General features: G+C 74.0%; 9 protein-coding genes. 3 read left to right on the top strand and 6 right to left on the bottom strand.

Annotation, left to right across the window (positions count from 1 at the left end):
* Positions 1-23: 23 nt before the first annotated feature.
* The gene (locus AB0412_RS23895) at positions 24-2,294 is read left to right on the top strand and encodes an MMPL family transporter (protein ID WP_366404605.1); all 2,271 of its coding nucleotides are present in this window, start codon (positions 24-26) and stop codon (positions 2,292-2,294) included.
* 67 nt (positions 2,295-2,361) lie between these two features.
* On the opposite strand, the gene AB0412_RS23900 is transcribed toward AB0412_RS23895, so the two are convergent.
* Positions 2,362-4,425 (bottom strand): DUF1996 domain-containing protein, encoded by a 2,064-nt coding sequence (locus AB0412_RS23900; RefSeq protein WP_366404665.1) that lies wholly within the window; start codon positions 4,423-4,425, stop codon positions 2,362-2,364.
* A 207-nt stretch (positions 4,426-4,632) separates the two neighbouring features.
* Complete coding sequence (locus AB0412_RS23905; protein WP_366404606.1) at positions 4,633-5,265, bottom strand: GNAT family N-acetyltransferase; 633 nt, start codon at positions 5,263-5,265, stop codon at positions 4,633-4,635.
* 97 nt (positions 5,266-5,362) lie between these two features.
* Between AB0412_RS23905 and AB0412_RS23910 the strand changes: the two genes are divergently transcribed.
* Positions 5,363-6,406 carry a YihY/virulence factor BrkB family protein gene (locus AB0412_RS23910; RefSeq protein ID WP_366404607.1) on the top strand — a complete coding sequence of 348 codons (1,044 nt, stop codon included), beginning with the start codon at positions 5,363-5,365 and terminating at the stop codon, positions 6,404-6,406.
* 3 nt (positions 6,407-6,409) lie between these two features.
* Here AB0412_RS23910 and AB0412_RS23915 read toward each other — a convergent pair whose 3' ends face one another.
* Positions 6,410-6,862, bottom strand: a complete 453-nt coding sequence (locus AB0412_RS23915; RefSeq protein WP_366404608.1) for a flavodoxin family protein — start codon at positions 6,860-6,862, stop codon at positions 6,410-6,412.
* A 110-nt stretch (positions 6,863-6,972) separates the two neighbouring features.
* Between AB0412_RS23915 and AB0412_RS23920 the strand changes: the two genes are divergently transcribed.
* Positions 6,973-7,665 (top strand): methyltransferase domain-containing protein, encoded by a 693-nt coding sequence (locus AB0412_RS23920; protein ID WP_366404609.1) that lies wholly within the window; start codon positions 6,973-6,975, stop codon positions 7,663-7,665.
* Positions 7,666-7,700: 35 nt separating this feature from the next.
* On the opposite strand, the gene AB0412_RS23925 is transcribed toward AB0412_RS23920, so the two are convergent.
* From AB0412_RS23925 to AB0412_RS23935, 3 genes are all read right to left on the bottom strand, one after another.
* A complete protein-coding gene (locus AB0412_RS23925; protein ID WP_366404610.1) occupies positions 7,701-8,300 on the bottom strand; it encodes a hypothetical protein in 600 nt (199 codons plus the stop codon).
* 35 nt (positions 8,301-8,335) lie between these two features.
* Entirely contained in the window at positions 8,336-9,412 is a 1,077-nt protein-coding gene (locus tag AB0412_RS23930; RefSeq protein ID WP_366404611.1) for an alcohol dehydrogenase catalytic domain-containing protein, read from the bottom strand.
* A 161-nt stretch (positions 9,413-9,573) separates the two neighbouring features.
* Entirely contained in the window at positions 9,574-13,932 is a 4,359-nt protein-coding gene (locus AB0412_RS23935; RefSeq protein WP_366404612.1) for a cation-translocating P-type ATPase, read from the bottom strand.
* Positions 13,933-13,956 lie beyond the last annotated feature (24 nt).

Here is a 13,956-nt window from a genome sequence, read left to right on the forward strand (position 1 = left end):
GCCGGGCAGAGGAGACCACGTCCATGCCGTCCAAGCGCCGCCGAGGCGGGACCAGGAGGAAGCCGAAGGCGGGACTGCTGCGGCGGCTGGGCGAATGGTGTGCGCATCACTTCGCGGTCGTGATCGTCGCCTGGCTGGCGGCGCTGCTGGCCCTGCAGCTGGCGAGCCGCACGGTCGGGGCGGACTACTCCGACAACTTCACGCTGCCCGACGCCCAGTCGCAGCAGGGCATCGAGGTGCTGCAACGGCACGATCCCCAGGCGGGCGGCTACAGCAGCCAGATCGTGCTGCACGACGCGCAGCAGCAGCTGACCGCGTTCGGCTCGCAGATGTCCACGGTGGTCGGCGACCTGGAGAAGCTCCCGCACGTCCTGTCGGCGCAGAACCCGCTGTCCGCGTCCGGCTCGTCCACGGACGGGTCGCAGCCGGACGTCGGCCCGCTGTCCTCCGACCGGAAGACGGCCTACATCACCGTCCGCTTCGACGTCCAGCCGTCGACCCTGGGGGGCGGCTATCTCACCGGGGTGGACGATTCCGTCCGGCCGCTGCGACAGGCCGGGGTCCAGGTGGAGTACGGCGGTCCGCTCGGCGAGCTGGCCCGGCCGGCCCCCGACGACCGGGTGAGCGAGCTGATCGGCTTCGCGGTCGCCGTCGTGGTGCTGCTGGTCGGTTTCGGCAGTGTCATCGCCGCCTGCATCCCGCTGCTGACCGCGCTGATCAGCGTGGTCGGGGGTCTCGCCGTCCTCGGCCTGCTGGCCGCCGCGTTCGCCTTCGCCACCGTCTCGCCGACGCTGGCCACCATGATCGGCCTGGGCGTCGGCATCGACTACGCGCTGTTCCTGATCACCCGGTACCGGCAGGACATCATGGACGGCCGGGATCCGGTGGAGGCGGCCGGGCACGCCACGTCCACGAGCGGGCGGGCCGTCCTCGTCTCCGGCTGCACGGTGATCGTCGCGCTGGCGGGTCTGTCCGTGTCCGGTGTCTCGTTCATCGGCCTGCTCGGGCTCGCCGCGGCCGTCACGGTCGTGTCCGCCGTGGCCGGCGCGCTCACCCTCGTACCGGCCCTGCTGGGCCTGATCGGCCGGCGCGTCGACCGCTACCGGGTGCGCCGGCCGGTGGCCGAGACCGACGCCGAGCCGGGGGCGGCGCCCCAGGGCACCTGGCACCGGTACGCGCAGCGGGTGGAGCGCAGACCGTGGCATTTCCTCGCGGCGGGCGTGGCCACGATCGCCGTCCTCGCGATCCCGGTGTTCTCGATCCAGCTCGGTCACATCGGCGACGGCGCGGACCCCACGTCGTTCACGGACCGCCGGGCCTACGACCTGATGACCGACGCGTTCGGGCCCGGCTCCAACGGTCCGCTCACCGTCGTCATCGACCAGTCCTCCGTCCCCGGATCCCAGCGCTCCGACCTCGCCTCGCAGGCCCAGAAGACCCTGGACGGGGTCGACGGCGCGGCCGCCGTCACGCCGCTCACCGCCACGCAGGACGGGGACGTCCTGGTCGGCACGGTGTACTCGTCGGCGCCCCCGCAGGACGCGGCGACCACCGAGCTGACGAACCGCCTGGTGGACGACACCCTGCCGGACGCCGTGCGCGGCACGGACGCCCAGACCTACGTCACCGGTACGACGGCGGCTCAGGTCGACTTCCGCGACGTCATCGCCGAACGGCTTCCCCTGATCATCGGCGTGGTGGTCGCCCTGGCGTTCTTCATCATCCTGGCCGTCTTCCGCGGGCTGCTCGTCGCCGTCAAGGCGGCCGTGCTGAACGTCCTGTCCATCACCGCCTCCTACGGCGTGGTCGTCGCCGTGTTCCAGTGGGGGTGGGGCGGGCCGGCGCTCGGTGTGCACGGCACGGTGCCGATCGAGAGCTATGTGCCGATGATGATGTTCGCGATCATCTTCGGCCTGAGCATGGACTACGAGATCTTCCTGCTCTCCCGGGTCCACGAGGCGTGGCTGCGCACCGGGGACGCCGAGGCGGCGGTCGCGCACGCCTTGGAGATCACCGCGCGGGTCATCACCTGCGCCGCGCTGATCATGGTGAGCGTGTTCGCGGCGTTCATCGTGAGCGACAACATCGTGGTGAAGATGCTCGGGCTGGGCCTCGCGGTCAGTGTCCTCATCGACGCGACCGTGGTGCGGCTGCTGCTGGTCCCGGCCGTGATGACCCTGCTGGGGCGGCACGCCTGGTGGACGCCCGGATGGCTGGACCGGATCCTGCCGCACATCGACGCGGAGGGCGGGCGGGAGAGCACCCGGCCGGCTCCCGCCGCGCCCGAGCGGTAGCGCGTTCGAGAACGCGAGGGCGGCAGGACCCGTGCGGGTCCTGCCGCCGTTCATCTGCGGGACGGGGTCAGGCGTTGCGCCTCACGCTGCGCAGGACGAAGAAGCCGAGGACCACCAGCACGCCGCCGATCGCGGCCGGCCACAGCTGGGCACCGGTCTCGGCCAGGCTGCCGGTCTCGGCCTGCGCCTCGGTCCGGTCCTCGAGCTCCGGGAGGCTGCCGGGCACCTGGGCGCCCTGCGCGGCCTGGCCGGCGTCGTCGTCGCCGTCCTGGCCGCCGTTGCCGCCCTGGTCGCCGCCGTCGTTCTTGTCGCCGCCGTCAGCGGCACCCGCGCCGCCCTCGGGCGGGTTCGAGGCCTTGATGCCGGGCTGCTCGGTGGCCGCGGGCTCCGAGGGCTCCTCGGTGGCCGGGGTCTCCGCCGGGGGCTCGGACGGGTTCTCCGCGGGAGGCTCGGACGGGTTCTCCTGTCCGCCCTGGTCGCCGCCGTCCCCGGGCTTGTCACCGCCGTCACCGGACTGGTCACCGCCGCCGTTGCCGTCGCCGCCCTGGCCCGGGTCGTCGGGAGTGGCCGTGGGCTCCTCCGGCTGCTGCGGCTCCTCCGGCTGCTGAGGCTCCTCGGTCGGCTCACCGCCGCCGTTGTCGCCGCCGTTGTCACCGCCGTTGTCACCGCCGCCGTCGCCGCCGTCGGCGCCGACGCCGCACTCCCGGCCGCTGTTGATGCAGTCGACCATCTCCTTCATCAGGTCCTCGTCGAAGACGTTGATGAAGTCGCCGTGGTCGGTGATCGGCTTGTGCAGCTGCTCGGGGAAGGAGTCCACGGCGAACAGCGGTGTGGTCTTCCCGCCGTCCTCCAGGCTCGGCGCGTCCACGTCGTAGACGATGCGCTGCACCAGCTGCGGCACGGCCTTGAAGCCGGACGGGCAGTTGCCGGCCGCGTCCGCGAACGCCATGTGCGTACGGTGGTTGGCGCTGTCGATGTTGCGGCCGTCCCAGCAGCTCTGGAACTTGAAGGTGCGCACCACGTCGCTGCCCTCGGGGCACAGCGGGTACTTGTCCTTCAGCTGCCGGTCCTCGAAGCCGGTGCAGCTCCAGGAGGCGTTGGCGTTGGCGGGGCCGTTCACGAACGACTTCGCGTCACCGGTGATGATGCGCAGCAGCCGGGGCATGGCCGTGACCTCGCCCTGCGGGTTGCCCACGAAGGTGAGGGTGACGTCCTTGGGCGTCACGATCTCACCGACGTTGCCCTCGATGCCACCGCCCGGGGAGTTGGCGTCCTGCTCCTGCTTGCCGTTCTGCAGGCGCAGCACGGGCCAGTAGTACGACGACTTGTCGCCCTGGTCCACACAGCTGGTCTCGGCCTGTGCCAGCTCCTCGTCGCTGGAGAAGGCGTTGGTGGCCTGGTTGCCGATGTAGTCGTGGAAGTGGTGGGCGCCGTTGCTGACACCCGGCGCCGCGATCACGTTGTCCGAGTTGAACAGGCCGTTCGCGTTGACGCCGCACTCGCTGGTGAAGGTGCCGCGGGAGGCGTTCTCGGCCGGCTGCGGTTCGGCGACGTCGGGCTGGACGCTCTTGATGTCCACGTAGTCGCCGGCGACGGGGCCGTTGCCGCCCTGACCGCCGTTGCCGCCCTGTTCCTGGCCCTGGTCCGCACCCTGTTCGCCCTGCTGGTCCTGCTGGTCCTGCTGGTCCTGGCCGTCGCCCGTCTGCTCGCCCGCGTCCGCGTCGCCCTCCTGCCCGGCGTCGGTCGGCGCGGGGGCGTTGCCCGACTCGCGCACCGCGCAGGCGGCCAGCTCGTCCAGGCCCTCGGGCCGGTCGCCGACGCGGTCGATGGCGATCGCGATGCGCTCGAGGGTCGCGGAGCGCTTCTCCTCGAGCGGCTGGGCGATCGCGTTCTCCGCGAAGGCCGGGTCCTGCTGGAGGGCCTGCGTCGACTCGCCGATGCGCTTGTAGGCGTCGGCGATCTGCGCGTCCAGCGCGGCGAGTTCCTTGTCCACCTCGGCCCGCGCCTGCTCCGGCACCGAGGTCAGCTGGGTGGCCACATCGGGGCAGTCGATGGTGGCGGCTGCGAGGACCTGGCCCTCGCCCGTCCCGCTCTCCACCGTCGCGGAGGCGTAGACGTTGGCCGCCATCATCCCTCCTCCGCCCAGCATCAGGGCGACGGCGGCGAAGGTCGCGCGCTGTTTCGGGCGTCTGCGTGTGTTGCGTGCCAAGGCAGTACTCCTACGCGGGGGGTCGGCATGGAATTCCCACGCCCCATACGTAGGGGGGCCGTCATGTGTTCAAGCGCCTCACAGATTCTTCGAAGAATCTCCCGAACCACACACCCCGTTGACGTCCCGTCAGAGTCGGTCGAGGTCGCGCGTGGTGCGTCCGAGGCAGGTCACCGAGGCGTCCATGGGTACGTCGATCACGTGGAAGCCCATGCGGTCGTAGAAGGCGCGGGCGGGCTTGTTGGCGGTCGCCATCACGAGGTGGACGGACGGCACTCCCCTGCCCTGCAGCGCGCCCAGGAAGGTCCGCATCAGCTCCCGGCCGTGGCCGCGACCCTGCCATGCGGGCAGCAGGTCGATGTGCAGATGGGCGGGGTAGGCGGCCAGTTCCGGCACGACCATGCGCTCGGGGTGGTGCAGCAGCAGGGCCATCGTCTCGTCCGGGGTGCTCGGCGGGCCGGACGGCTCGGGGTACCGCTCGGCGACCAGCGGCAGCCAGGTGGTGCGGAAGGCCTCGGCGAAGCGGGGGGTGTCCGCGGTGCCCAGGATGTAGCCGACCGCGCGGCCATGACCGTCGTCGAGCACGAAGGCGAGCTCCGGTTCCAGATGGACGTAGGGCGCCGCGAAGGTCGCGGGGAGGACCCCGGGGTCGGCGTAGACCGGCCGGCTGTCCTGGCCGTTGTGCGCCGTGCGGACGCAGATGTCGTCGAGGGCGTCCCGGTCCTCGGGGCGGTAGGGACGGATCGCTGGCGAGGAGATCATGTACGGCATCCTCCCCTGCTGGGAGCGCTCCCACAAGATGTTGGCCGCGCGGCCTCCTTCGGCGAATGACCCACGCGGCGGTGGTTACCCGGCGCCCATGAAGCTGCACATACCGGGCAAGAACGGCCGGCAGACCGACGAGAGGCCCGCGGCGCAGGAGCCGGGGCCGGACGACGCGGTGGAACGGGCGGCTCCGGACGCGCCCACGGGACTGCCGAAACAGTCGTGGGTCGCCGCGCTGAAAGGCAGCCTGCGCGAGTTCAAGGACGACGAGCTGACCGACCGGGCCGCTGCCCTCACGTACTACGGGGTGCTCGCGCTCTTCCCCGCGCTGCTGGTGCTGGTGTCGCTGCTCGGCATCGCCGGGAAGTCGGCCACGGACAAGGTGATGGAGCAGGTCCAGGACCTGGCACCCGGCGCGGTCCGGGACATTCTCACCCAGGCGGTCGACCAGCTGCGGGGCGGTGCCGGCATCGGCTCGATCGTCGCGATCGTCGGTCTGGTCCTCGCCGTGTGGTCGGCCTCGGGCTATGTGGCGGCGTTCATCCGGTCGGCCAACGCGGTGTACGACATGCCCGAGGGCCGTCCGGCGTGGAAGGTGCTGCCGGTGCGGGTCGGGCTGACCGTCGTGCTGATGCTGCTGGCCGTGGCCAGCGCGCTGATCGTCGTGTTCACCGGCGATCTGGCCCGCCGCGCGGGCGATGCGCTCGGGCTGGGCGACACCGCGGTGACCGTGTGGTCGATCGCCAAGTGGCCGGTCCTGGTCCTCCTGGTCGTCGTGATGATCGCGCTGCTGTACTGGGCGTCCCCCAACGCGAAGGTCCGGGGCTTCCGCTGGATCACCCCGGGCAGCTTCCTGGCCCTGGTGATCTGGCTGATCGCCTCCGGCGCGTTCGCGGTGTACGTGGCCAACTTCGCCTCGTACAACAAGACCTACGGCACGATGGCGGGCGTCATCGTGTTCCTGATCTGGCTGTGGATCACCAATCTGGCGATCCTGCTGGGCCTCGAGTTCGACGCGGAGATCACCCGGCAGCGCGCCATCGCCGGCGGTCATCCCCCGGAGGCCGAGCCGTACACCCAGCCGCGCGACACTCGGAAGTGGGACGAGCAGGACCGGCGGCGCATGGACGAACCGTGACCGTCAGTCCATGAGGCCGGCGGCGAGCGTGGCGCCGAGTTCCCAGCAGCGTTCGAGCGCGGCCTTGTCGGGTGCGCCGGTGACGGTCACGGTGTCCGCGGCGCGCCGCCACCCTAGGCCGGTGGTGATCGACTCGATGCCGCGCAGCGCGCCGGTGACGTCGCTGCCGCCGTGCACATAGGTGCCGAAGGGCCGGCCGCGGGTGGTGTCGAGGCACGGGTAGTAGATCTGGTCGAAGAAGTGCTTGAGCGCCCCCGACATGTAGCCGAGGTTGGCGGGCGTGCCGAGCAGGTAGCCGTCGGCCTCGAGGACGTCGCCGGCGGTGGCGGCCAGGGCGGGCCGGCGTACGACCTGCACGTTCTCGATCTCCGGGGCGGTGGCACCGGAGACGACGGCTTCGAACATCGCCTGGCAGTTGGGTGACGGCGTGTGATGGACGATCAGCAGTGTCGGCACACCCCGACCCTGCCGTGCGCCCCCGCTCGCGTGCAAGCCGCGTCCGCGGCTCGGACGGCGGGCGGCGTTGTGGGGGCCGCACGTCGGTGGCACGATGCGTGCGCGTCGGAATGCGTCGGAATCGGGAGACGGGGTGCGTCGTGGTCGACGAGGAGCGCAGGCCGCCCGCGGCAGTGGTCTTCGATGCGCTGGGCAGCGAGTACGAGAAGGCGTTCGCCTCCTCCGAGGCGCACCGGGCGTCGCTGCGGTGGCTGCTCGAACGGCTGCCGCCCGGCAGCCGGGTGCTGGACGTGGGCAGCGGGACCGGCCGGCCGACGGCCGCCGCGCTCGCCGGGGCCGGTCACCGGGTGCTCGGGGTCGACGTGTCCCCGGTGATGGTGGAGATCGCCTCCCGTCAGGTGCCCGAGGCGGAGTTCGTGTGCGCCGACATTCACGGGATGCCGCTCGAGGACGGCTCGTTCGACGCCGTCTGTGTGTACTTCGCGCTGCTGCAGATGTCGCGCGCCGAGCAGGCCGGTCTCGTGCAGCGGCTGGCGCGGGCGCTGCGGCCGGGCGGTCTGCTGGCGCTGGCCACCGTGCCGCTGGACGTGGAGAGCTTCGACGGCGTCTTCATGGGGCAGGACGTGCGGGTCACCAGCTTCGCCGCGCAGGACGTCGTCGCTGTGGTGCGGGCGGCGGGTCTGACGGTGCTGTCGCAGGAGAGCGTGATGTTCACGCCGACGCATCCCGAGGCCAGGCCGGAGCCGCATCTGTTCGTGCACGCCCGCCGTGAGGATCCCGCGGGCGACGCCGGGACGGACTGACGTGGCCGGTCAGGGCCTCGTGCGGGCCGGCCGGGTCAGCCGGTCATGCGCTTGCGCCACATGGGCTCGACCTGCCGCCACTCCGCCTCCCACCGGTCGAGGCGCCGGCGCCGCATCCGGACCCTGACGACGCCTCCGCCGCACAGCAGGAGTCCCCCGGAGGCGACGGCGACCGTGACGCCGGCCATGACGATCTGGAACCGGGCCTCCGCTCCCTCGGGGGGCTTGGTGACCAGCCGGCCGGTGCGGTCCGTCCACACGGTGACGGGGCTGCCCGCCTTCTCCCCCGGTTCGGTCTTCGCACGGCCCGTGCGGCTGGTGCCGTCCGGGGCGGTCCACCGCACGGGCGCCCAGACATGGCCCGCCCCCTCCTCGGAGACGGGGGCCGGCAGCGCGTCGGCCGCGTCCTTGGTCAGCACGGCCGGGACGGCCCGGGTCTGCGCGCGCCGCTCGTCGAGGGACGCGTCCACGGCCCGGGCCCCCAGCAGGCCGGCGAACACCGCGGCCAGCAGGGCGAGGACGAACGTGGCGAGCAGCAGCCAGGCCTCGATCACATCGCTGCGGCGCCGCAGCGGGTTCCTCCGCCACCGCCACAGCCGCACCCTGGGGAGCCGCGCCCCGCGTGTCCTCGCCATGGGGTGTCACCTCCTCGCTACCGCAGGGGCGTGCGTCAGGACGCCGAAGGCACCGGGACGACCTCGTCGTGCCGGGGACCGCCGAGGACGACCTTGAGCGCGCCGGTCTCGGCGGCGTTGCCGAAGACGTCGTACGCCTCCTGCATGTGCTCCAGGGGGAAGGTGTGGGTGACCAGCGGGCCGGTGGGCAGCCGGCCGGCTGCGGCCATGCGCAGCAGGGTGGGCGTGGAGTGGGTGTCGACCAGGCCGGTGGTGAGGATGACGTTCTTGATCCACAGGTCCTCGAGGTGCAGGGTGACCGGGCCGCCGTGCACGCCGACGTTGGCCAGCCGCCCGCCGGGTCGCACCATGCGGGTGCACAGTTCGAAGGTCTCGGCGACGCCCACGGCCTCGATGACCACGTCGGCGCCGAGTCCGTCGGTGAGGTCCTCGACCAGTTGCTCGGGGCCCTCCCGGGCGTCGACGACGGCCTCCGCGCCGAGGCTCCGCGCGAACTCCAGGCGGGGCGCGGCCACGTCGACGGCGATGACGCGTTCGGGCGCGAAGAGGTGCGCCGCGGCGATCGCGGCCAGCCCGACGGGTCCGGCGCCGACCACGACGACGGTGTCGCCGGGCCGCACCCTCCCGTTGAGCACTCCGACCTCGTAGGCGGTGGGGAAGATGTCGGCCAGCAGTACGGCGTCCTCGTTGCCGACCGCGCCGGGCAGGGCGTGCACGGACAGGTCGGCGTGGGGGACGCGGACGTACTCGGCCTGGGTGCCGTCGATCAGGTGGCCGAGGATCCAGCCCCCGCCGCCCCGGCACTGGCCGTACATGGCCTCGCGGCAGTAGCGGCACCGGCCGCAGGCGGTGATGCAGGAGACGAGCACCCGGTCGCCGGGGCGGACGCTGCGGACGTCGCCGCCGGTCTCGACGATCTCGCCGACCGCCTCGTGCCCCAGCACGGTCCCCGGCTGCACCTCGGGCACGTCGCCCTTGAGGATGTGCAGGTCCGTGCCGCAGACGGTGACGGCGTCGACCCGCACGATCGCGTCGGTGGGTTCCTTGATGCCCGGATCGGGGACCTCTTCCCAGGCGGACTGCCCGGGGCCGTGGAAGACGTAGCCCTTCATGCCGATCCTCACCCTTCTGATCCCGGCGGGCCACGGCGTCGGGCGCACCTGCGCCCGCCTGCGTCGGCGGGCCCCGGGAGGGTGCCGGGGGCCGCCCTGCTCTTCCAGTCTGGGCGAACGCCGGGAGTTCCGCGCGGGCCGCGGGGCCCGCGCGGAACGGGCTAGGACACCACCGGGCGGGCGATGCCGCTGTGCAGCAGGTGGCGGGTGTGCTGGGCGTAGGCGCCCAGGCGCAGCAGGAGGCGGGACGCCGCGTCGTAGGCCCGGCGGACGGCCTCCATGCGTTCCAGGCGCGGGGCGAGGGCGGACAGGGCGATGGCGAGGGCGACGCCGGCCCAGGCGACGGGTCCGAGCGGGGTGCAGCCGAAGAAGTGGCTGACGCCGGGCGTCTGGACGAGGGCGGCCAGCACGGCGGCGGAGCCCAGGGCGGTCGTCCACACCAGCGGGCTGTGGCGGCGGCCGGAGAGGGTCTGCACGAGCTGGGCGCCGACCACCCCGCACAGCGCCATGGTGGTGGACCTGCGCTCGGTGCCGGGGGTGAGGCGGCCGATCAGATACGCCGTGACCGCGCCGAGGCAGGTGGTCACGCCCCGGCGCCGGATGGCGCGCAGCAGCGGGGCGCCGAGCACGTCGAGACCCATCGGGCCGGTCGCGGCGTGCGCGGCCGTCGCCGGGTCGTCGCTCGGGGTCACCGCCACCGCCATGGCCGGGAACATGTCGGTGAGCAGGTTGACCAGCAGCAGCTGCCGGGTCGACAGCGGCGAGGAACCCGCGAGGAGGGTGCCCAGGACGCTGAAACCGACCTCGCCCGCGTTGCCGCCGATGAGGATGCTCACCGCGTCGGCGACGCTGCGCCACAGGGCGCGGCCCTCGACGACGGCGTCCACGAGGACCGACAGGTCGCCGGTGGTCAGCACGAGGTCGGCGGCGTTGCGGGCGGCGGCCGAGCCGCGGGCCTCGATGCCGACGCCGACGTCGGCGGCCCGGATGGCGGCGGCGTCGTTGGCGCCGTCGCCGGCCATCGCCACCACCCGGCCGGCCTGCTGCAGCGCCTCCACCACGTGCAGCTTCTGCTCGGGCGCGACCCGGGCGACGACGCCCGCGCCGTGCAGCGCGCTGACCCGTTCGCGGCGGTCCATGGCGACCAGTTCGTCCCCGGTGACCACTTCGGTCTCCTCCGGCCAGCCCAGCTGCAGGGCGATGGCGCGGGCGGTCTCCGGGTGGTCGCCGGTGAGCATCACGGGCAGGATGCCGGAGCGGCGCAGCTCGACGAGCAGGGCCTCGGAGGTGTCGCGGGGGACGTCCGCGAGGGCGACGAATCCCACGAACTCCAGGTCCGCGAGGCCGGCGTCGAGTTCCTCGGCGGGGTCGCCTCCCCGGCAGGGGCGCCGGGCGACGGCGAGGACGCGCAGCCCCTTGCCCGCGAGGGCGTGGGCGGTCTCGGTGGCGTGGTCGGGGAGGTCCGGGCAGGCGGGCAGGACGGTCTCGGGGGCGCCCTTGACCACGAGCAGCTCGCCGGCCTGCGCAGAGGTGGCGGCTTCGTCCCGGCCGACGGCCGCCGCGTAGCCGCGGCTGGCCTCGAAGGCGAGTTCGCCGGTGGGTTTCCAGCTCTCGTCGGGCGGGGCGACGTCGAGGACCGCCTCGTCGGTGGCGTGCGCGATCTTGCGTCCCTGCCCGGTCTCCTCCTGGGGGCAGGCGCGTGCGGCCAGCCGTACGACGTGCACCGCCTGCTCGGCGTCGGGGTCGAGGACGGTGCCGTCGGCGGTGGCGACGCGGACCAGGCGGAGCCGGTTCTCGGTGAGGGTGCCGGTCTTGTCGAAGCAGACGGTGTCGACCCGGCCGAGGGCCTCCAGGGTGCGCGGGGTGCGCACCAGGACGCCGCGCCGGGACAGCCGGCGTGCGGCGGCCATCTGGGCGACGGTCGCGACGAGCGGCAGGCCCTCGGGGACGGCGGCGACGGCCACGGCGACGCCGCCGCTGACGGCCCGCCGGATCGGGCTGCCGCGCAGCAGGGACAGCCCGGTCACCAGCGCGCCGCCGGTGAAGGTCACCGGCAGGGCCTTGCGGGTGAGTTCCTGCAGCCGGGCCTGGACTCCGGCGGGCGGCGGGGTGCGCGAGGCCAGGGCGACCGCGCGGCCCGCCTCGGTGTGCTCGCCGGTGTCGACGACGAGTCCGACGCCCCGGCCGGCGACGACGGTGGTGCCCTCGAAGACCATGCAGGTGCGCTGCGCCACGGGAGCACCCGGGGTCGCCTCGACGGCCTTGGTGACCGGCAGCGACTCGCCGGTGAGCGCCGACTCGTCGACCTCCAGCCCGTCCACCTCCAGCAGCCGCGCGTCCGCCGGTACGACGTCGCCGGCGCCGAGGCTGATCCGGTCCCCGGGCCGCAGCCGGGCGGCGTCCACGGTGACGGTGCGCTTGCGGGTGTCCTGTCGGCGGGCCTTGGGCTGCTGTCGTGCGGCGAGCCGGGCGAGCGCCTGTTCCGCGCGCAGCCGCTGCAGTCCGCCGGCGACCGCGTTGATGTCCATGGCGCCGACGACCAGCAGCGCGTCCACGAGGGAGCCGAGCAGCGCGGAGGCGACGGCGCCGGTGGCGAGGACGGGGGTGAGGGGGTCGTCGAGTTCGCGGCGGACGGCGCCGGCCGCCTGCCAGGTCCAGCGGGCGGGAGCCGCCACCGGCGTACGGGTGAGCCGGGCGGCGCGCTGCCGGGAGCGGTCGGCGAGCAGGGCCAGTCCGCGCGGTTCGGCGTCGGTGCGGTCGCGGCGCAGCCGCTCGCGCGCCTCGTGGGGTTCGAGTGCGTGCCAGGGCACGTGCAGCCGGGGCTCGGGCGGGGTGGCGCGGGCCACGCGCACGGCCTCGATCCAGCCGAAGTACAGGGCGTCGGCCGCGGCGATGTTCACCGGGGCGTGCCGGGTGAGAAGGTTCCAGACGCGGCCGCCGGGCTTGCCGCCGCGGGCGACCATCAGTCCCGACAGGGCCGCCCCGGCGCGGGCCAGCGTCTGGGAGCGGCGGCCGACCCGGCGGGCCGCCGGGATCGCCCGCAGCAGGCGCCACACGTCGGCCGGGCCGCCCGGTGCGAGGATGTCGGCGCCCCAGGCGACGGCCGAGCGGGCGTCGGTGAGGGCGATGGCCACGTCACCGGCGGGCAGCCCTTCGGCCACGTCCGGGGCGCCGTCCGCGGCGACGCGGGCGACGCTCACCACGATGTGCCCGTCGTTCTGCAGTGCCCGTACGGCGTCGCCGAACGGCAGGTCGGGCGGGGCGACCTCGTCGGCCATGCGGGTGATGTCCTTCAGGTCCGAGCCGCCGGTGATCACGACGTGCAGCCCGGCCCGGCGGGCCGCGTCGAGGACGGCTTCGGCGAAGGGGTCCACCGGGTCGTCGAAGGCGGCGGCCCGCTCGTCGCCGGCCGTGGCGTGCGAGGCGGGGTTGCGCAGGGCGTCGGCGTGCAGGACGAGGCAGTCGGCGATCTCCAGTTGCCTCAGCCGTTCCGTGCTGCGTACCAGGACCCCGGACCGGGCGAGGTGGGTGCCGAAGGTGGCGAGGAAGGCGGCGGGGCCGTAGCGCGCGGCCTTCGGGGAGCCGGCGAGTACGGCTTCGGCCGCCTCCCGTGTGTCGTGGGTGACGAGGAGGGTGGCGGCGGCGCCGGCGACGCTGCCGGTGCCGGCGTGCGCCGCGTACTCCTGGGCCGGGGTGACCCGCAGCGGGGGGCGGATGCCCGGCGGGCAGGGCAGGCCGGTGCGCTCGTCGCGGCACAGGTCGTCGTGCAGCGCCTCGAAGGCCGCGGCCCTGGCCACCGCCTCGGTGAGCTGACCGGTGCGCAGCAGCCCGTCGAGGACGAGGGCGATCGGGGACTGTCCGGCGCCGTGCGCGGCGGCGTTGGCGGCGGCGAGGACGAGTTCCATGCCGCTCGGGCCGAACCGCCGGCGCAGCAGGGCGCGGAAGCGGGGGTTCTCGCGCAGCAGGGTGACACCGGCGGTGACGGCCTTCGGGCTGCGCGGCAGGCGCAGTGTGCGTCCGGCGAGGGCGCCTGCGGCTCCGGCGGCGTCGAGCAGCAGCGCGGCGGCGCTGACGCGTACCTCCCGGGGGTCGCCGGGGTGGGAGATGTCTTCGTCCTCCTCCTCCGGGTCGGCGCTCTCGCTCAGGCCGAGCCGGGCGGCGATCTCACCGGCCCGCTCGGCCACGCGGTCGCCGGCCGCGTCCTCCACGGCGGTCACCACCAGCCGGGACAGTCCCTCGTCCCAGTACGCGGCCAGCACGTCGGGGTGGTCGATGAGTTCGGCGGCGACCTTGCGGGCGAGGGGGGCGACGCCGTCGCCGTCGGGGTGGCGCAGGGCGAGGTGGACGCGTGGCCCGGCCCGCCAGTGCCGGCCGCCGCTGAGGGCGTTGCGGGCGACGTGGCCGATGCGGCGTGTCGTGTCGTGGACGGACGTCATGCCCTGGGCGGTGCTGCGGGCGGCGCCTGCGGCGGCGCCCGCCACCGCCCCGGCGAGAGGGGCGACGTCGAAGCGAGTGAGCATCGTGGAGGTGTCCCGTGTCCTGAC

It is taken from the genome of Streptomyces sp. NPDC052012 (genome assembly GCF_040689265.1).
In the GTDB taxonomy this organism is placed as follows: domain Bacteria; phylum Actinomycetota; class Actinomycetes; order Streptomycetales; family Streptomycetaceae; genus Streptomyces.